Origin of the sequence: Chitinophaga sp. 22620 (genome assembly GCF_052044405.1) — a bacterium.
GTDB lineage: Bacteria > Bacteroidota > Bacteroidia > Chitinophagales > Chitinophagaceae > Chitinophaga.
In genome coordinates this window covers 607,309-624,957 of sequence record NZ_JBQEMV010000003.1, presented here as the reverse complement: position 1 = coordinate 624,957, position 17,649 = coordinate 607,309, and the positions used below count along the sequence as shown (strand labels likewise).

Annotated in this window: 18 protein-coding genes; 6 read left to right on the top strand and 12 right to left on the bottom strand. The window is 55.4% G+C overall.

What is annotated here, in order from left to right; genetic code table 11:
• Positions 1-179: 179 nt before the first annotated feature.
• From ACTJIK_RS18000 to ACTJIK_RS17975, 6 genes are read right to left on the bottom strand one after another with little or no spacing between them, the layout of a single operon-like run.
• On the bottom strand, positions 180-1,109 hold the full coding sequence (locus tag ACTJIK_RS18000; RefSeq protein WP_440648616.1) for a glycerophosphodiester phosphodiesterase family protein: 930 nt from the start codon (positions 1,107-1,109) through the stop codon (positions 180-182).
• 6 nt (positions 1,110-1,115) lie between these two features.
• Positions 1,116-1,712, bottom strand: a complete 597-nt coding sequence (locus ACTJIK_RS17995; RefSeq protein WP_440648614.1) for a histidine phosphatase family protein — start codon at positions 1,710-1,712, stop codon at positions 1,116-1,118.
• A complete protein-coding gene (locus tag ACTJIK_RS17990; RefSeq protein WP_440648612.1) occupies positions 1,705-3,117 on the bottom strand; it encodes an FGGY-family carbohydrate kinase in 1,413 nt (470 codons plus the stop codon). Before ACTJIK_RS17990 ends, ACTJIK_RS17995 begins: the two co-directional genes overlap by 8 nt.
• A 31-nt stretch (positions 3,118-3,148) precedes the next feature.
• Complete coding sequence (locus ACTJIK_RS17985; RefSeq protein WP_440648610.1) at positions 3,149-4,594, bottom strand: FGGY-family carbohydrate kinase; 1,446 nt, start codon at positions 4,592-4,594, stop codon at positions 3,149-3,151.
• The gene (locus tag ACTJIK_RS17980) at positions 4,587-5,594 is read right to left on the bottom strand and encodes a 2-hydroxyacid dehydrogenase (RefSeq protein WP_440648608.1); all 1,008 of its coding nucleotides are present in this window, start codon (positions 5,592-5,594) and stop codon (positions 4,587-4,589) included. The genes ACTJIK_RS17985 and ACTJIK_RS17980 overlap by 8 nt, the downstream gene beginning before the upstream one ends.
• 1 nt (position 5,595) lies before the next feature.
• Entirely contained in the window at positions 5,596-6,855 is a 1,260-nt protein-coding gene (locus ACTJIK_RS17975; protein ID WP_440648606.1) for an MFS transporter, read from the bottom strand.
• Positions 6,856-7,077: 222 nt separating this feature from the next.
• On the opposite strand from ACTJIK_RS17975, the gene ACTJIK_RS17970 reads away from it, so the two are divergent.
• The 5 genes from ACTJIK_RS17970 to ACTJIK_RS17950 all read left to right on the top strand — a co-directional run bounded on the left by ACTJIK_RS17970 (position 7,078) and on the right by ACTJIK_RS17950 (position 11,522).
• Positions 7,078-7,842, top strand: coding sequence for a DeoR/GlpR family DNA-binding transcription regulator (locus ACTJIK_RS17970; protein ID WP_440648604.1), 765 nt, complete (start codon positions 7,078-7,080; stop codon positions 7,840-7,842).
• A gap of 41 nt (positions 7,843-7,883) precedes the next feature.
• Complete coding sequence (locus ACTJIK_RS17965) at positions 7,884-9,725, top strand: ABC transporter ATP-binding protein (protein WP_440648602.1); 1,842 nt, start codon at positions 7,884-7,886, stop codon at positions 9,723-9,725.
• Between the two features lie 98 nt (positions 9,726-9,823).
• Entirely contained in the window at positions 9,824-10,123 is a 300-nt protein-coding gene (locus ACTJIK_RS17960) for a DUF3817 domain-containing protein (RefSeq protein WP_440648600.1), read from the top strand.
• A gap of 80 nt (positions 10,124-10,203) precedes the next feature.
• On the top strand, positions 10,204-10,773 hold the full coding sequence (locus ACTJIK_RS17955; protein WP_440648598.1) for a hypothetical protein: 570 nt from the start codon (positions 10,204-10,206) through the stop codon (positions 10,771-10,773).
• Positions 10,773-11,522 (top strand): LVIVD repeat-containing protein, encoded by a 750-nt coding sequence (locus ACTJIK_RS17950; protein WP_440648596.1) that lies wholly within the window; start codon positions 10,773-10,775, stop codon positions 11,520-11,522. Before ACTJIK_RS17955 ends, ACTJIK_RS17950 begins: the two co-directional genes overlap by 1 nt.
• Here ACTJIK_RS17950 and ACTJIK_RS17945 read toward each other — a convergent pair.
• Positions 11,519-12,034, bottom strand: coding sequence for a DinB family protein (locus tag ACTJIK_RS17945; RefSeq protein WP_440648594.1), 516 nt, complete (start codon positions 12,032-12,034; stop codon positions 11,519-11,521). The genes ACTJIK_RS17950 and ACTJIK_RS17945 overlap by 4 nt on opposite strands.
• A gap of 105 nt (positions 12,035-12,139) precedes the next feature.
• Between ACTJIK_RS17945 and ACTJIK_RS17940 the strand changes: the two genes are divergently transcribed.
• A complete protein-coding gene (locus ACTJIK_RS17940; protein ID WP_440648592.1) occupies positions 12,140-12,619 on the top strand; it encodes a hypothetical protein in 480 nt (159 codons plus the stop codon).
• Positions 12,620-12,622: 3 nt separating this feature from the next.
• Here the strand turns inward: ACTJIK_RS17940 and dusB are convergent, their stop codons facing one another.
• From dusB to ACTJIK_RS17915, 5 genes are all read right to left on the bottom strand, one after another.
• A complete protein-coding gene (gene dusB, locus ACTJIK_RS17935; RefSeq protein WP_440648590.1) occupies positions 12,623-13,660 on the bottom strand; it encodes a tRNA dihydrouridine synthase DusB in 1,038 nt (345 codons plus the stop codon).
• Between the two features lie 39 nt (positions 13,661-13,699).
• A complete protein-coding gene (locus ACTJIK_RS17930) occupies positions 13,700-14,434 on the bottom strand; it encodes a metallophosphoesterase family protein (RefSeq protein ID WP_440648588.1) in 735 nt (244 codons plus the stop codon).
• 67 nt (positions 14,435-14,501) lie between these two features.
• Positions 14,502-15,056, bottom strand: a complete 555-nt coding sequence (locus ACTJIK_RS17925) for a GNAT family N-acetyltransferase (protein WP_440648586.1) — start codon at positions 15,054-15,056, stop codon at positions 14,502-14,504.
• Between the two features lie 18 nt (positions 15,057-15,074).
• A complete protein-coding gene (locus ACTJIK_RS17920) occupies positions 15,075-15,890 on the bottom strand; it encodes a helix-turn-helix domain-containing protein (RefSeq protein WP_440648584.1) in 816 nt (271 codons plus the stop codon).
• Positions 15,891-16,048: 158 nt separating this feature from the next.
• The gene (locus tag ACTJIK_RS17915) at positions 16,049-17,641 is read right to left on the bottom strand and encodes a sigma-54 interaction domain-containing protein (RefSeq protein ID WP_440648582.1); all 1,593 of its coding nucleotides are present in this window, start codon (positions 17,639-17,641) and stop codon (positions 16,049-16,051) included.
• Positions 17,642-17,649 lie beyond the last annotated feature (8 nt).

Here is a 17,649-nt window from a genome sequence, read left to right as displayed (position 1 = left end):
GGCAGTTGGAGGAAAAAATATAGGGCGGTAAGAATACCGCCCTCAAATATTTTTAACCATATCCTATGAAAAACCGATACAAAGATATATCCGTGGGGGTATCCCGTATATGATTTTCCGTGAAAGGATGGTTTTGTCTCGTAAACGATACCAGATATACAATTACAGGTATAGGGCTGTTACTTTAATGTCATTTTGCCGAAAAACTTCTTTTTAGGGCTTTCCGCCGGTACCAGGGGCGCTATGGCTTCCGCCGCCTCAATGGACCTGTCTGCCTCAATCAGGCTGGCCCCCTTTTCGATAATCGATTGATAAGCAGCGGTTCTCTCCGCAGCGCCGGGCAATTTATCGTAAGTGGGCGCGGTGGAGATCATGCACATCACTCCCCGTTTGTTGAGATCAGCGTACAGCGGGGCCAATTCCGGCTTGTTGTCCGGCCCTACGTAAGCCATAATGTGCGTCCAGGGGATGTTTTCCTTTTCGTACTCTTGCAGCGCCTTCTGCGTTTTCACAAATGCCTCGAATACGATCTCCGGGTTCCGGTCGTGGTACCATTTGGCTTCTTTGGCGCTGTGAACGGTCACCATCACATGGCCTTCCGCTTTGTGTTTTTTGATGACGGCGGCCGTCATATCGAAAGGCACGTCCTTTTTATCGAGTATCAGCACGGTTTTACCTTTGGCCCATTTGATCGTTTCTTCCAGCGTGGGGATGCGGAAGGTGGTCACATGGCCTTCCACGTCTTTCAGGTAGAGCTGTTTAAGTTCCGCCAGCGTATAGTCACCCACTTTTCCTGTGCCGGTGGTGGTACGGTCCAGCGTGGCATCGTGCATGAGCACGATGGCGCTGTCTTTCGTGAGGCGCGGGTCTATCTCGAACGTAGCCGGCGTGTGGCGCAGGGTGTTCTCCAGCGCTTCGATGCTGTTTTCGGGAAAACCTTTATTTACGCCACCGCGGTGGCCGCTGATGAAGGGAATGTCTTTGCCCGTATAGGCGAAAAAGCTGCGCAGCTCTTTGGCGTTGCGGATCCTGAGCACATTGATGGTGCTTTGGGCATTGGCCAGCAGGGCGCCGCAGAGCAGGGCGCTGCAGAGAAATATCTTTTTCATCGTGGATCAGAGTTTTGAATTCAGGTGTTGTAAGGTGAAATGGCCCTGCTCGTCGATGGTGAACATGGTGACGGCCGCATTGTCCTGCACGAGCATACGGTAGTTCTTCAGCGGCATGCCCAGCTTATGCGCGAGGTAAAGCCTGTTCACGCCATTGTGCGCCGCTACGAGGATGTTGCCGTTCTTATGCTTGCGGGAGATATCGGTGAAAAAAGCATCCACGCGGGCAACGATCTCTTTGCCGGATTCGCCGGTGCCGCCCGCCTTGTGGATGGCGGGATCGCTCATCCAGTTTTCCCAGAGCCGCGCGTTCTCGGCAATGAATTCTTCCTTGGTCTTTTTCTCCCAGGCGCCGAAATCTGCTTCGATCAGCCGCTGGTCTTTGATCACATGCACGCCGGAAGCAATATTGGCCGTCATAAAGGCGCGTTCCAACGGGGAGGAATACACGCCGTCGAACGTAATGTTTTTGAGCTGGTCTTTTACCAGTTCCGCCTGCTGTATGCCTTTGGCTGTCAAAGGAATGTCGGACCGGCCGCAGTAGCGGTTATTGTCTGCATTCCAGGCCGTCTGGCCATGGCGGAGTAAATAAATATTAAGCATATCCTTTTTCTTTCAATGCACGGATGAAACGGTGGTAGTTATTTTCATAGGCCGCTGCCAGTGCGGGCTGCGGCGATACGGTCTTTTCTATTTGCGTCATGGCCGCGGCTGCTTCGCGGAGCGACCGGAAGTGTGTGCCGGATGCCGCGAGGATGGCTGCGCCTGCCGCGCCGGTCACTTCTTTCATTTTATGCACGGGCCTGTTCAGCACGTTGGCGCGGATGGTGAGCCAGGCGTCGCTGTTGCTGGCGCCGCCCGCGGTGTATACGGCATTTACTTTTTCGCCGGAAAGCTGCTCTATCACTTCATAGGCCAGCCTTTCCACGTACGCCACGCCTTCCATGCCGGCGGTGAAGCGCTCTGCATCGGAAAGCCCGGGCGTTTCAAAACTTTGTGCCTGCGGGGCGATGAAAGGAAAACGTTCGCCCTGCTGCATCAGGGGGTAGAACAGGTGCTGTGTGGGCAGGAGCTTTGCCGCTGCTTCGTTGAGCGGGGCAAGGTCCGTTCCGAACAGCCGGGTTACCCAGTCTGCCCCTGTATTGCTGGCGCCCCCCGGCATCCAGAAGCCTTCGGGGTGGCGGTGATTGTATAATCTTCCCTGCGGGTCCTTCACGGCATTGTGCGTAACGCCTTTTACCACGAGGGTGGTGCCGATGGTGGTATTCCAGGTACCCGGGCTCACCGCGCCTGATGCGATCTGCGAGGCGCAGCCGTCCGTCATGCCCGCTACAATGGTCACATTGCCGTTCAGGCCTTTGATAGCCGCTGTGGCAGGCCCCACTGGCGTTCCGGAAGGAACGACAGTTTGAAGCCACTCCCTGCGGAGCGGCAATTTATCCCAAATATATTCCGGCCAGCGTTCCGTTCGCACATCGTAACCGGATTTTAACACATTGGTAAAATCAGTGACGTCGTACCGGCCGGACAGTTTGCCGGTGATATAATCCGCCGCATGGATGAACAGGTGCACATCCCCGGCCTTTTCCGGGAACCGGCGCAGGAACCAGAGCATTTTAGGCAGGCCGCTGCTGGTGTTGAAGGCAGTATACCCGTCCGGGTTATATAATGCTGCGGTTGTTTTGCAAAGCGCGCCTTCTTCCGCCTGCCTGCCGTCGCTGTACATGATGGCGGGGTGGAGGGGCTCGTTGTTTTTGTTGATAGGGATGATGGTGCCGGAGGTAGAAGTGACGGAAATGGCCAGCAGGCTGGCTGCGGCTTTGTTTTCCAGCACCTGTTCCAACACGCGGGTGCAGGCCTGCCACCAGGTGTCAGGGCATTGTTCCTCGCGTGAACGGCCGCTGAGCGGGAAGTTCTCTTCCGCCGAAGCCAGTACGTTGCCCGAAGCATCGGCCAGTACGGCGCGGGCGCCCTGTGTGCCAACATCCAGGCCTATAAAAGTGTGCATATCGTTCATTTGTTGCATGCCGGCGGCGCGGTCAGTTCATATTCCGGAAATAGCTCCGTGTTTTTTCCCATTCCGCATACAGCGCCGCGAAGTGGGCTTCATCCTGCGGGTGCACGGTTTCCGTGCTGTCGTTCATCTGTACGTCCAGCTGCAGCGCCTGGTTGCAGATCAGTGCGCCGCCCACGGCGGAAGACTGCTGGAACTCGTGCCGCAGCTTCACTTTTTTACCGGTGAGGTTGGCAATGAGCTGCCGCAGCACGCGGCTTTGCAGGCCGCCGCCGCAACCCCAGATGTAGTCCGGCTCATGGCCGGCCACTTCGGCGAGTATACGGTAGTTCCTGGCGATGGAACAGGCAATGTCCAGGATGGTGGCCCATACGAAGGAACCGCGGGTGAGCAGGTGCGACACGGGCGCGGGGAATATAAACCCGCCGCGGGTGAGCGATACTTCCTCATCCGCCAGCAGCGAGCCGAGCGAGGCCATGCAGAAGGTATGCTTGTTTTCCGCCAGCTCTTTTTCGATGATGTCGTACCCTTCGTTGGGATAAAATATCTCTTTCAGGCGCTGGTAGTTGAGGCCCGTCACGCCGGCGTTCGCTTCAAACACAAAACGCCCCGGCTCAATATCGCGGCTGGTCCAGGTACGCTCTTCACCATCCAGTGTATACGTTCCCGTTATCTTTACGATGGGCGTGGTAGTGCCTGATACGATCACCATATCGTCCACCGCCGGGCGCGTGCTCTTGATGGCCAGCTGTGTATCGCCGCCGCCCACGATCACTTTTGTACCGGCCGGAATGCCCAGCGCACCCGCCACATCGGCTTTCACATTGCCCAGCACGGTGCCGGAAGCGGCTACGGGGGGAAGGAGGGAGGCGGCCAGGTTGAAGGCGCCGCACAGCTCAGCGGACCACTCCATACGGTCCACATCGTACAGCAAGGTTTCTGAAGCCTGCGAGTGCTCATAACGCGCCACGCCGCTGAACTGGTGTTCTATCCAGTTGCTGATACTGAGGAACGACGTGGTTTGCGCCCAGATATCCGGTTTGCGTTCGCGGATGCCGACCAGTTTCATGGCGGAGAACAGGGAAGTGGGGTAGCGGCCGGTGAGCCGGTAGATGCGGCTTTTGTCTTCCATGATGTTTTCCCATTCCCTTCCGCGGTGGTCAATATTGGGCAGGCCGGTGAGCGGCTGGCCGTCCTTTCCCAGCAGTACGATCCCTTCGCGCTGACTCGTGGCGGTAATCGCCTTAACGGACGCGGCCGGCACTTTGGCCAGCACCCCGGCGGCCAGGCGCAGCACCTGCTGCCAGAGCTGTGCGGGTTCGAAGTACAGCGCATCGGGATAGAGCGCGTCTTTATGATACACGATATCTTCCCGGGCCACACCGAGCACCTGGCCCTGCGGCGAAGCCGCGGCCACGCGCACGTTGCCCGTGCCGATGTCTACGATGATATATGCTTGCTGATCAGTCATTCACTTTCATTGTAAGTATTTCCCTGTTGGCCAGTTCCCTGACTTTTTTATTCCCTTCGGCGAACCATGTTGTGAGCGCCCTGTTCATGATCTCCACGTGATGGTCTTCCACTTCAAAGGTTGCCCCTGCGATATGCGGCGTGGCGATCACATGCGGCTGGTCGATGATGCGGTAATCCACCTCGTCGGGCGGCTCATGGTCGAACACGTCGAGGATGGCGCCGCGGATGGCGTTTGTCTCCAGCGCTTCCAGGAGGTCTTCCCGTTTTACAACTGCGGCGCGCGCCGTGTTTACGAAGATGGCGTCTTTTTTCATTTTTTTCAAAAGACGGCTGCCGATCATGCCGGTGGTTTCAGGTGTAACAGGCAGGTGAACGGACACGATGTCGCACTCAGAGAATATTTCTTCGATGCTGCATTGTTTATAAGCAGGGTCGTGCTCCTGCACATACGGGTCGTAAAACCGGATATCACAGGGATAATTGCGCACCATGCCCGCTATCAGCTGGCCGATGGCGCCGAAGCCCACCATACCGATGGATTTGCCCGCCAGCTCGCCGCCTTTGAAATGCAGGTACGAATCATGCGCCCCTTCCTGCCAGTTGCGCCCCTTCAGCCAATTGATGCCGGGAATGGTATTGCGCAGCAGCATGATTACGGTGGAGATGAACATTTCAGCTACCGCCTGCGCATTGCGCGCGGGCGTGAAAAATACGGGGATGCCCAGCGCCGTTGCTTTCGACACCGCTACGTTCGACGGTGTGCCGCGGCATACGCCGATGAATTGCAGTTGCGGGAATGCCGCGATCACATTGGCCGTAACATGGTCGTGCTCCGTAATGAGCGCTTCCGCGGCGGATTCTTCGAGCAGCGCAATGAGCTCGCTTTCGTAATAAGCCCGGCCATGGGGCTTCCACGGGCGGTAAATGACCTCTCCGAACAGTTGTTCAATTTCCCTGATCCCTTTCTCGTTGTAGGGAGCTGTGATCAAAATTCTCATGCTAAATGGTTTGTAATTTTTCTTCGGATTGACGGGTATGGTGCAAAGTTTTCGCATTATCTGGCAGGGTGATGAACTTCGTGATGATGGCGCTGACCAGGTACAGGGCGGCCAGTATCCAGATCACGCCTTCATTGCCCACGAGGCCGATGAACAGCCCCACGATGGCCGGCCCCACGAATACGGGCAGGCCCGCGCCGAGGTTGAGGATGGCCATGGCCGCGCCTTTATCTTTTTTTACCAGGGACGGCACCAGCGCGGTGAGCGGTACATAGCCCGCCAGCAGCGCGCCCCAGAGGATGCCCGCGCCCATCACCATCCAATAATTGTTTTCCCAGATCTGCGGGGCGTAATAAAATAACAGGGTGCTGAACGCGCAGCCTACGCCGCCGAACCACATGATAGTATTGCGCCAGCCGAAGCGGTCGCCCACGAAACCGAATATGAGGTTGAAGATGATGTTGGATGTGAAGATAGTGCCCCAGATGGTCAGCCATTCCGTGGTGTCGAAGCCGTGCATAGCCATGTACATGGGGAGGAACACGGGGAAGGCGAACTGCGCCGTGGTGTTGATGACGCGCACGATGCCGCCCAGCAATACCTTCGGCTCTTCTTTCACGATGGTGAGGCCTTTCACGAGTTCCTGCAGTTTAGATCCGCCGGCAGACTGGCTTTCAGCCTTGCTGCGGTTCAGCAGGAGGGCGAACACTGCGCCCAGCAGCGCCCAGAAGAGGGAAGTCCACAATGTATTGAGATGACCGAACTCCGTGATGGCCCAGCTGGAATAATAAGCGCCCAGCACGTTCAGGCCGCCGGTGAACACGAACCAGAACCATCCCACGGCGCGGCCGAGCTGTTGCTGCGGGGCGCTGTAAGCGATCCATACCAGGAAGGTGTAGGCAAACAGCGGGTAGCCGAAGCCGCGCAACGCGTAGGTGAAGAGCATCACCGGCACGTTCAGCTCAGGCATGCCGAAGCCAACAAAACCCACGGTGCCAAGGCAATAAAGCAGCAGGCCGAGCGCCATGGTGCGCTTCACGCCGAGCCCTTCGGCCAGCACGCCGGAAAACCAGGCGGAGATAGCGATCGTAATACCGTATACGGTGAATAAGGTTGCGGATTGTTGCACGGTCATCCCGTGCTCTACGAGGTAAGGGCTGAGCCAGCCTTGCTCAATGCCATCGCCCATCATAAAGATCATAACGCCGATGTATCCCCATAATAACTGGCGTGGAATTCCTGCTTTTTCGAAGGTGGTCATGTTAAATTTGTTAATTCGTGGAATGAAATGAAGCTGAAATAAAAGTAAAAATTAAACTTTATTAAACAAAATTAAATTAAAATAAAGGCAATATTAATTTAGCGTTAAACTTGCCAATAGAGATGTTTGAGCTGATTTTTTGCTTCGGGAGCATTGAACCATACGGTAATAATATATTACTTTTGACGAAAGGTATTTAAACATTAGTAAAGCCGATTCCACATGAATATTACAGAGAGGCACCAATTGATCCTGCAAAAGCTGCAGGAGAACGGAAAGGTGGATATACAGGAGCTGAGCGATTCCCTGCAGGTTTCCGGGGTTACGATCCGGAAAGACCTGAAGCTGCTGGAAGAAAAGAAGCTGCTTTACCGCACCAAAGGCGGCGGCAGCACGCAGAACCCCTACACGATCGAACGCCCGATCAACGAAAAGGAATTCATTAAAATAGAGGAAAAGAAACGCATCGCGAAAGCAGCGGTGGAGCTGATCGGGCACAACGATTCCATTATCATCGGCTCCGGCACCACGGTATTTGAGCTGACCAGGGTGCTGCATCCCAACAAACACATCACGGTGATCACACCCGCGCTGAAAGTGGCGCTGGAACTGTGCAACCGGCCCCATATAGACGTGCTCCAGATCGGCGGGCTCATCCATCAAAGCTCCTCCGCCGCGGCAGGTTCCTTCGCGGAACGTTTGCTGGATGATATTTCCTGCGGAGTGCTGTTCGTAGGCGTGGACGGCATCGATCCCGAATTCGGCCTTTCTATCACGAACCTCGCGGAAGCCAGTCTTAATATGAAAATGATCAGTCTTGCCCAGACCGTTGTGGTAATGGCAGACAGCTCCAAGTTCGACCGCCGCGGCATCGGCCGCATCTGCAGCCTGGAACAGGTGGATTACATTATTACGGACGGTATGGTGAACGCGGAAACCGTCAAGATGCTGACGGAAAGAGGCGTGAAGGTGATCATTGCGGAGTAAGGAGACTTGCCGGTATCCCAACATTCTGTAACTTCATCCGTATGAGCATGAAACGACCCGGCAGAAAACCCGGCGAGCCCGATGTAAGTTTCAAGGAGCGGATGGCCGCTCTCCGCAACCTGCCCGCCTTCTTTAAGCTGGTCTGGCAAACGAGCCCCTGGCTTGCGGTCTGGAACATTTTCCTGCGCGCCGCGCAATCCGCTACTCCACTGGCCCTCCTGTATGTCAGCAAACTCATTATAGACGAAGTCGTAAAAATGACCCAGCAGAAAGGCGACCTGTCTTACCAGTACCTCTGGGAACTGGTAGCGCTGGAATTCGGTCTGGTGATCGTTTCCGGGGCTTTGGGCCGCGCTATTTCGCTGCTGGACAATTTGCTGGGCGAACAGGTGGCCAACCATACTTCCGTGCGCATCATGCAGCACGCCGCCACGCTGGACCTGGACCAGTTCGAGGATTCCACCTTTTATGACAAGCTGGAACGTGCCCGCCAGCAAACCGTTGGCCGCACCATCTTGCTCAGCCAGGTGATGACGCAGGTGCAGGACATCGTGACCATGATCTTCCTCGCCGCGGGCCTGCTCACTTTCAGCCCCTGGCTCATATTGCTGCTGCTCGTAGCCGTGATCCCGGCGTTCTTGTCCGAGACCCACTTCAACGATAAATTCTACGCGCTGGCCTGGGGCCAGACCTCAGACAGGCGGGAGCTGGACTACATCCGCTTTCTCGGCGCCAGCGATGAATCCGTGAAAGAGGTGAAAATATTCAACCTCAGCAATTACCTCGTGGAAAGGTTCAGGCGCCTTTCCGATAAATTCTATAAAGACAAGCGCGACCTGTCCGTCCGCTACAACATCTGGGCGGTGATGTTCGCCATCGTCGGCAGCGCCGGTTATTACGCAGCGTATGCGATCATCATCCTGCGCACCGTGCAGGGCCAGCTGTCCATCGGCGACCTGGCGTTCCTCGGCGGTTCGTTCCGCCAGCTGCGCGGCCTGCTGGAAGGTGTGCTCATGCGTTTCACCAGCGTTACCCAGGGCGCCATTTACCTGCGCGACCTGTTCGAGTTCTTCGAGATCTCGCCGCGCATTACGCAGCCTGTTAAAGCAAGGCCATTTCCCAAACCGATCCGCGAAGGTTTTACATTCGAGAATGTCGGGTTCAAATACCTGCATGCCGAAAGATGGGCCAACCGGCACCTCAGCTTCACCCTGCATGCCGGTGAAAAACTGGCGCTGGTAGGGGAGAATGGCGCGGGCAAAACCACGCTTGTGAAATTACTGGCACGGCTATACGATCCTACCGAAGGGCGCATTTTGTTGGATGGTTACGATCTGCGGGAATACGATCTTGCGGAACTGCGGATGCAGGTGGGCGTTATATTCCAGGACTTCCAGCGGTACCAGATGACGTTCAGTCAGAACATCGCCGTGGGCAATATTGCGGAGATAGGCAATCCCGCGCTTATCGAAAACGCCGCGCAAAAAAGCATGGCCGATGAGCTGACCGGCCGTTTGCCGGGGAAGTACGAACAAATGCTGGGCCGCCGTTTCAACAACGGCATAGAGCTTTCCGGCGGGGAATGGCAGAAGATAGCGCTGGCGCGGGCTTACATGAAGAATGCGCAGCTGCTGATACTGGACGAGCCTACCGCCGCCCTGGATGCGCGCGCCGAATATGAAGTGTTCCTGCGTTTTGCGGACCTTACCCGCGGCAAATCCGCCGTGCTGATCTCGCACCGCTTTTCCACCGTGCGGATGGCGGACCGCATCCTGGTGCTGGAAAAAGGTGAGCTGCTGGAGATCGGGAGCCATGATGAGCTGCTGGCGAAGAACGGGCGTTATGCCGAGCTTTTCCATTTGCAGGCGCAGGGGTACCGTTAGCTTGTTGATGCTGCCCTACTTTCCGTCACTGGCCGGTAAAATCCCGCAGGCTGACGAGGATCATTTCCCGGGAAACATTTCCTGCGTAGTATTGCGGCATGGAAAAAAATCCCGCGCCTGCTATCAAACGGTTCAAGATCGTCGCCCTGCTGGAAGGCATTTCCTTCCTCGTGTTGCTGTTCATTGCCATGCCGCTGAAATATTTCGCGGATCAGCCCTGGATGACCAGGCAGGTAGGGATGGCCCACGGCCTGCTGTTTGTGCTGTATGTGATCCTGGTCATTGAAGTGAAGATCGCGATGGGCTGGTCCTTCCGCAAGACCTTCATTGCGCTTGCCGCGTCCATCGTACCTTTTGGCACCTTTTACATCAACGATAAATGGATCGCCCGTAAATAATATATCAAATATTTTTAACCCCTTGTAACTTCCGGCAGCGCGGCGCCGTTTAAACTCCTGTACCCTAAACTGATATCCTTATGCTGCGACTGTTCACCCTTTTAACGCTCGTCGTCATTCTCTTTACGGCCTGCGACCGTTTTGATTTCGGATTTAATGACCGCAATGCAAACCGGGTTGGTTACCGTGAAGTAGGCGAAGTGCAGGCCTGGGTGCCTGTATATGTGAAGAACGACGACGCCGGCCTCGACGTTGCCGTGAAAGACAAACGCCCCACCGAAGAAGGCGGGAAAATTTTTGCGCTGGGCAACAAGCTCTTCCAGGTGGAAACCGGCGTGGGCCTGCATATCATTGATTATGCGGACAAAACGAAGCCTGTGAAAGTAGGTTTCCTCAACATCCCGGGCTGCCAGGAAGTGGCGCTGAAAGGGAATGCCGTTTACACGAATTCTTTTGAGGACATGCTGGTGCTGGATCTTTCCGCCTTCCCTGATGTGAAGATCAAAAGCAGGATGCCCAACATCTTCCCGGAAATGAAATATCCCCGCCCGCCGGGCAACGGTGCATATTACGTATGCCCCGACGTGAGCAAGGGCCGCGTCACCCACTGGAAGCAGGAAACCGTTCTTAACCCCCAATGCATGAACTGATGAAAACACGTATACTCCTTATATGCGGCCTCGTTGCCGTACTGCTCGCGGGCTGCGCCAAAAAGGAAGGCAGCCCCCTCGCCGCCGACAACGCCGGCGGCAAAGGCGGTTCCATGGCGCGTTTCGCTATCTCCGGCAATTACCTTTACGTGGTGAACAATACCTACCTGCTGGTATATGATATCAGCAATCCCGCGGAAACCGTTCAGAAATCCACCGTGCCCGTAGGCTGGCAGATCGAGACCATCTTTCCTTACGACGATAAGCTGTTCATTGGTTCCACCACGGGCCTTTTCATCTATGAGCTGAAAGATCCCGCCAACCCCACCAGGCTGGGCGCCGTAGGCCATTTTCGCGCCTGCGATCCCGTTGTAACACAGGGCAATACCGCTTACCTTACCCTAAGAGGCAACGGTACCTGCGGTAGCCCGAACAATGCGCTGATGGTATATGACGTAACGGATCTTACGAAACCCGTGCTGAAGAACCAGCTGCCGCTGGCCGGCCCTTACGGCCTGGGCGTTCACCGCGATGCGCTGTACGTATGCGACGGGGATTCCGGTATGGTGGTGTATGATGTAAACCAGCCGCTGGCCCCGTCTGTAATTAAAACTATCAAAGACGGCAACACTTTCCTGGATGTGATTCCATACAACGATGTGCTGATCGTATACGTAAAAGGCGGCGTGCGATTTTTTGACATCAGCACGCCGCTTAACCCGGTATTATTGTCTGAAATGATGAACTAGCTCAGCTTCTTGTTGTATTCTTCCATTTCGTCTGCGCTGGGCCCGTAGCTGCCCGGGATGGGCACATTCAGCAGGCGGAGGAACACACCCAGCTGCGCGCGGTGGTGAACGGTCTGGCAGAAGGTATGCCTGATGTTCTCGGATTTGGGCAGCACGCTGAAGATCTCTTCGCCGGCACGCATGGTCCAGGGTTTGGAGAACTGGCTCTCATCTGCGCCTTTAAGGGCATTATATCCTTCCTGGTACGATTTCTCGAAAACTGCCAGCAGGTCTTTGGCGCTGTTCACCGGGGGCGCTACGTAAGGGGCGCCGGCAAAGTCCAGCTCATCTTTTTCTATGATAATGGAAAGCCATCCGGGTATTTCCGCAATGTGTGTGGCCAGCGCGCGAATGTCCATGCTTTTGGGATGGGGGCGGAAGTCCAGCTTGTCGTCCGGTATCTGCGCCAGCATTTTGCGGGTGGTGTTCGCTTCGTGTTCCATTTCCTGGAGCAATTCGGTGATAGTAGCCATAGTAGTAAGTTTTTGGTTTGTTGATACAAAGATGGGGGCGGGGTTTGACAGCCTTATGTCAGCAGGGTTTGAAAATATTCCGTAGATTTAGAGAAATACGTGAAAATGAGATCCATAGCCAGTATATTTTTAGCCGCAACGGCTTTTTTGGCGGCCTGCAATTCCGGCGGTACTTCCGGTACCTCAGATACTTCCGGCCAGCCGCAGGCGGACAATACAAAGCAAACGGCGGCACAGGCAGGCGCGGTCTGTTACCAGAAGGTGACAGGTAAGGATACATTCTATTTACAGCTGATCGTGGAAGATGAAAAAGTGAATGGCGTGCTGGATTATAACTTCTTTGAAAAAGACAAGAATACGGGTCTTATAGACGGCTCCATCAACGACAATATCCTTCGCGCCACTTACCATTTCCAGAGCGAAGGCCAGAACAGCGACCGTCCGGTGGTGTTCAAGGTGATGGGCGAACAGGCGTACGAGGCCCTGGCAGACAGTTTTGACGCCCAGGGTGTTCCTGTGTTCAACAGCGACAACAGCTTACTGAAATTCGAGCCGCAGCCCTATAAAAAAGTGGATTGTAAATAACGCTTACAGCGGGCAGTTCTCATGATAGTTCACCAGTTGGATGGGAGTATGCTCCATCTCGAACCCATCGTAGGTGCGCAGCACTTCATCCAGTACCGCATTGATCTCTTCGGGCACATCCAGCGTTACGAGCCTGCTGCGGAATTCCTTAATGCCCGGCAATCCTTTCAGATAATCCAGGTAATGCCTGCGCATGGCATAGATGCCGCTGTGCGGGCCCTTCCATTGCAGTGATTTTTGCAGGTGCTGCCTGCAGACGGCCACGCGTTCGGCTACGGTAGGCGCGGCCATTATTTCGCCGGTGTTGAGGTAATGGCGTATTTCCCGGAATATCCAGGGGTAACCGATGGCGGCTCGGCCGATCATGATCCCGTCTACCCCGTACCGGTTCTTGTATTCCAGCGCTTTTTGCGGACTGTCTATATCTCCGTTGCCGAAGATGGGGATGTGGATGCGCGGGTTGTTCTTTACCTTGGCGATGAGGTTCCAGTCCGCTTCGCCTTTATACATCTGGCAACGGGTGCGGCCATGGATGGTGAGCGCTTTCACGCCAACGTCCTGCAGCCTTTCCGCCACTTCTTCGATATTTTTGGTGTTGTCGTCCCAGCCCAGGCGGGTTTTTACCGTTACGGGCAGGGAAGTGCTTTTTACACAGGCTTCGGTGAGGCGCGTCATCAGCTGTATATCTTTCAGCACGCCGGAACCGGCGCCTTTGGCTACGATGCCTTTCACAGGGCAGCCGAAGTTGATGTCCAGCAGTTCGGGCTGGGTAACGTCCACAATTTTGGCGGCCATGGCCATGCGTTCTTCATCGCCGCCGAATATCTGGATGCCTACGGGCCGTTCCTCGTCGAAAATATCGAGCTTTTTGCGGCATTTGATGGCATCGCGGATCAGGCCCTCGCTGGAAATGAATTCCGTATACATGAGGTCCGCCCCGTTGGCTTTGCATACCACCCTGAAAGGAGGGTCGCTTACGTCCTCCATGGGCGCCAGCAGCAGCGGGAAATCCGGCAGTGATATGTGGTCGATTTTTACCATTTGCGGTGGCAAAGGTACGTAAAATAGGGAAGAACGGGCCTAGTACTGGTTCCTGCCCTTTTCCTGCGGGTACAGGGTGCGCACAACGTCGCTCTGGAAATACTTTTTCGTGTCGATGTTCAGCGCGGAGAGCCTGCCGGTGAAAGCCGCCCCGGTGTCCACATTCCAGACGTTCGCAGCTTTCATGGGCTCGGATATGCCATAGTTGATGGTGGGGGTATGGCCGATGAAAATTTCGGAGAAAAGGCGCAGGCGTTTGGGGTAGCGCAGATCGTTCTTCCGGATGCGCGGGTTAAGGCCAACGGCCATTTCCCAAAGCGTGCGGTCCCACATGTAATTCTTTTCATACCGCTCAAAGTCAGGCCCGTGCAGCGATGCGAAGCCGGCATGAATAAAGAGGCGGTTCTCTTCGTCGATATGGTATTTGAGCATGCGGTTGTAGAAGTCCAGGTGCCGCTGTTTTTCTGCTTCGCTGAGCGGTTCGTAGCTTTCCACGGTGGAAATGCCGCCGTGGAAGAGCCATACATTATCCGGTTTTTCGCCTGCCAGCCAGGATTCGCACCAGGCGTCGTGGTTTCCTTTGAGGAAAATGCAGTCGCATTGCTGTTCAATCTCCATCAGGTAGCTGATCACCCAGGAAGACTGGCTCCAGCCGTCCACGTAGTCGCCCAGGAAGATGAGCTTGTCGCCGGGCTGCGGGTCTATTTTCGCAATTATCTGTTGCAGCGCGAGCAGGGCGCCGTGAATATCGCCGATCACATATGTTCTTGCCATGACGGCGTGAAATTAATCATTTAATGAAAGAAGTTTTATCACCTTCCCAAATCCTTCTTTCAATGCCCTATTTTAAAGGTGTCAGCAAAGAATACACGCAGGCATCCAGCCATTTGCCGTCGTAGAATCCCGATTCGCGGAAGTGGGCTTCTTTTACGAAATGCATTTTCTGGAGGAGCTTTTCAGAAGCAATATTCTCCGGGTCTATCACCGCTTCCACGGAATGGAGCTTTATTGTATGAAACCCGTAATGCAGCACGGCTTCCAGCGCCTCGGCCATGATCCCTTTCCCATGCCAGCCGTCGTGCAGCAGGTAACCTACTTCGCCGCGGTAATCCTCCGGCCTGAAGTGCACGTAGCCGACGGCGCCGATCAGCTTATCCACGCCTTTTTCGGTAATGGCCCAGTTGATGCCTTCATTGTTTTCCAGGTAGGTATTGTACCGCTCAATGAGGGCAATGGCATCCTCCCGCGTATTGCAAAGCGGGCGGGGAATGTAACGCATCAGCTCCGGATGGGAGCGGATATACAGCATTTCTTCGGCGTCGGACACACGTAATTTTCTGAGCACCAGCCTTGCGGTGGTCAATTCAGGAAAAGGGGAGAACTGTAATGTGAGCATACACCGAAAATAAGTTAATCACGCTTCCATGGCAAGCTCTTTTTTATAGTTGGTAAAGTTCTTCCCCGAAGCATTCTTGAAATACTTCGAAAAATGCGATTTGTCCTCAAACCCAAGGTGATAGGCAATTTCCTTCATCGAATAATTTTCCCGGTGCAGCGCCAGCAGCTTGGCTTCCGATATCACGCGCCGGCGGATGTGCTCGCTGGCGGTGATGCCCGTGATGTCTTTGAGCGTGGTGTTCAGGTGGTTGGAGGTGACGTGCAGCTTTTCCGCGTAGTGCGTTACTTTTTTGAGCGCGGTATACTGCTGGTCCAGCAGCTGGAGGAACTGCCGCACCATGCCCGTTTTGCGGGAGGCGCTCCAGCTTTGCTGCTGCTGGTGCATGGAGCGGCTGATGTGACGCACGATGATCTTGAGGTAATCGCGGATGATGTCCAGCCGGTAGTGCCTTTCGGATTCATATTCGGCGCTGATCTTTTGCAGGATAAGCTCCACTTCCTGCTTAACGGGGCTGCCCACGAGGATGGCGGACGACATATGCTCTGCGCCGAACATGGACAGTTCGTGCACCAGCGGTATGTGCTGGATGAATTCATGGGTGAAGGAATACACCTGCCCCTGTGACTCTTCGGATATTTCCACCCTGCCGGGAGTGGGATTGTGGAGAAAGAACAGGCTGTCGCCACCGGTTTTAACGAGCCTGTTCTGCTCATAATAAGCGCCGCCGCCGTTGGCGATGTAAATGATCCTCAGCTCATGATCCTTCTGGGGAGCGGCGCTGGCTGAGCGGATAGACTGGATGCGGAATGGAACATTGTTCATCTGTAACATATGCTGGGTTTTATATCCCTTATAGTGCGAGCAATATGCCACTTTCAGGGGAAACAGCTGTAACCCGCCACAGCTAAGGTGCAGGAACGGATTGCGATACTATTCCGGTTGCCGGTAAACTCCGATATTTTCGGAGTTTACAACGAAAATCGGGATATTTAGTGAAGGTCTTTGCGGGAGATGCCGAGTTTTTCCATCCTGGATTCCAGGGTGGTGGGTTTTACGCGGAGGATGGCCGCGGCGCCTTTCTCCCCGCGCACCTTGCCGTTGGCCTGGCGGAGGATGGAGAGCAGGTATTCCCGTTCGGTTTGTTGCTGCACCTGCTTCAGGTCGTGCAGGTTGCTGATCACGGAGGGGGCGGAAGACTGCTGGCTGTGCAGCGGTTTGGCCAGTTGCAGCGGGCTTTTGCCATCGCTGAGGATCACGGCCTGGGTGATGACGTTTTCCAGTTCCCGGATATTGCCAGGCCAATGGAAGGTTTCCAGTTCGGTCATCATGGTGGCGGAGATGCCGGGAAAGGGCTTACGCAGTCGTTTAAATGCCTGCGCGGCGAAGTGTGTGGACAGCGGGCGTATGTCTGTACCGCGTTCGCGCAATGGCGGCAGGGTGACCGGGAAAACGTTGAGGCGATAATAGAGGTCCAGCCTGAACTCCCCGCTGCTGACGGCTTCCTCCAGGTCGCGGTGGGTAGCGGCGATCACGCGTACATTCAGCGGGATGGGCGTATTGCTGCCCAGCGGCTCTATTTCTTTTTCCTGCAGCACGCGCAGCAGCCGCGATTGCAGCTCATGCGGCATTTCGCCGATCTCATCCAGGAAAATGCTGCCGTCCTGCGCCTGCTCGAATTTTCCTTTCCTGCGGGAAGCCGCGCCGGTAAAGGCGCCGCTTTCGTAGCCGAACAGTTCTGATTCTATAAGGTCCGGCGGCAGGGAAGCACAGTTTACCCGCACAAAAGGCCCGTTGCGGTATTGGGAAAGGCGGTGAACCGCTTTGGCCACCAGTTCCTTCCCGGTGCCGCTTTCGCCAAGCAGCAGTACGGTGGTATCCTGCGGGGCCACGCGCTCCACGAGATCGAATACACGCAACAGCGAAGGATGGGCGCCGATGATGCCTTCAAAACGGTCGTCCCGCGGGAGCGAAGGCAGGGTAGTACCTTCCGCGCCGGCTGCATATTGCAGCAGCGGCGCAAGGTGTTGCAACAGGGCGAGCTGTTCCTGCGTGTATGCTTCAGCGTTACGGCTGTATAACCGGATGGTGGTATTGCCAGCTGGAACAGTGAGCGAGGCGTTGAGCCCGTGCAGTGCGGCGAGTTTTTTGAGCCAGGGCATTCGCTGCGCCGCCGCTTTAAATTTGGCCCCCTGCAAAATCGATGCAGACGAGGCTTTCTGCGGCCACGGCCACTTCATACCGGCCATTACGGCAAAAGCTTCCGGATCGATCACCTGGTATTCATCCCGCCCGATGCGCAGGAAACCGCAATGATCCGCCAGGCAATAATCGAACGGCACAGCGGTTTGAATGGCCTGCGCCAGCTGCAGCAGGCTGCGTTGCGGGGAAGCAAGCAGCGCGATCAGCGATTGTTGCAGGCGAAGGGCTTGCTGGGCCTGCGTGTTCAGCAATAAATAATCTGCCGGCTTATCAGCGGGGAATGTTCCCTTGAAAGCCGAAACGGTGTACCCGGCCTGTTCGAGCAACGCTTGCAGGCCTTTGTCCGCAGCGGGCAGCTGTATCTTTTGCAGGGGAGCGGCCATAGGGTCAG

Bases quoted from the DNA above. Each gene is read 5' to 3' on its own strand.
- ACTJIK_RS18000 (WP_440648616.1), bottom strand. From the start codon at position 1,109: ATGAAAAAGATATTTCTCTGCAGCGCCCTGCTCTGCGGCGCCCTGCTG.
- ACTJIK_RS17995 (WP_440648614.1), bottom strand. From the start codon at position 1,712: ATGCTTAATATTTATTTACTCCGCCATGGCCAGACGGCCTGGAATGCA.
- ACTJIK_RS17990 (WP_440648612.1), bottom strand. From the start codon at position 3,117: ATGCACACTTTTATAGGCCTGGATGTTGGCACACAGGGCGCCCGCGCC.
- ACTJIK_RS17985 (WP_440648610.1), bottom strand. From the start codon at position 4,594: ATGACTGATCAGCAAGCATATATCATCGTAGACATCGGCACGGGCAAC.
- ACTJIK_RS17980 (WP_440648608.1), bottom strand. From the start codon at position 5,594: ATGAGAATTTTGATCACAGCTCCCTACAACGAGAAAGGGATCAGGGAA.
- ACTJIK_RS17975 (WP_440648606.1), bottom strand. From the start codon at position 6,855: ATGACCACCTTCGAAAAAGCAGGAATTCCACGCCAGTTATTATGGGGA.
- ACTJIK_RS17970 (WP_440648604.1), top strand. From the start codon at position 7,078: ATGAATATTACAGAGAGGCACCAATTGATCCTGCAAAAGCTGCAGGAG.
- ACTJIK_RS17965 (WP_440648602.1), top strand. From the start codon at position 7,884: ATGAGCATGAAACGACCCGGCAGAAAACCCGGCGAGCCCGATGTAAGT.
- ACTJIK_RS17960 (WP_440648600.1), top strand. From the start codon at position 9,824: ATGGAAAAAAATCCCGCGCCTGCTATCAAACGGTTCAAGATCGTCGCC.
- ACTJIK_RS17955 (WP_440648598.1), top strand. From the start codon at position 10,204: ATGCTGCGACTGTTCACCCTTTTAACGCTCGTCGTCATTCTCTTTACG.
- ACTJIK_RS17950 (WP_440648596.1), top strand. From the start codon at position 10,773: ATGAAAACACGTATACTCCTTATATGCGGCCTCGTTGCCGTACTGCTC.
- ACTJIK_RS17945 (WP_440648594.1), bottom strand. From the start codon at position 12,034: ATGGCTACTATCACCGAATTGCTCCAGGAAATGGAACACGAAGCGAAC.
- ACTJIK_RS17940 (WP_440648592.1), top strand. From the start codon at position 12,140: ATGAGATCCATAGCCAGTATATTTTTAGCCGCAACGGCTTTTTTGGCG.
- dusB (WP_440648590.1), bottom strand. From the start codon at position 13,660: ATGGTAAAAATCGACCACATATCACTGCCGGATTTCCCGCTGCTGCTG.
- ACTJIK_RS17930 (WP_440648588.1), bottom strand. From the start codon at position 14,434: ATGGCAAGAACATATGTGATCGGCGATATTCACGGCGCCCTGCTCGCG.
- ACTJIK_RS17925 (WP_440648586.1), bottom strand. From the start codon at position 15,056: ATGCTCACATTACAGTTCTCCCCTTTTCCTGAATTGACCACCGCAAGG.
- ACTJIK_RS17920 (WP_440648584.1), bottom strand. From the start codon at position 15,890: ATGTTACAGATGAACAATGTTCCATTCCGCATCCAGTCTATCCGCTCA.
- ACTJIK_RS17915 (WP_440648582.1), bottom strand. From the start codon at position 17,641: ATGGCCGCTCCCCTGCAAAAGATACAGCTGCCCGCTGCGGACAAAGGC.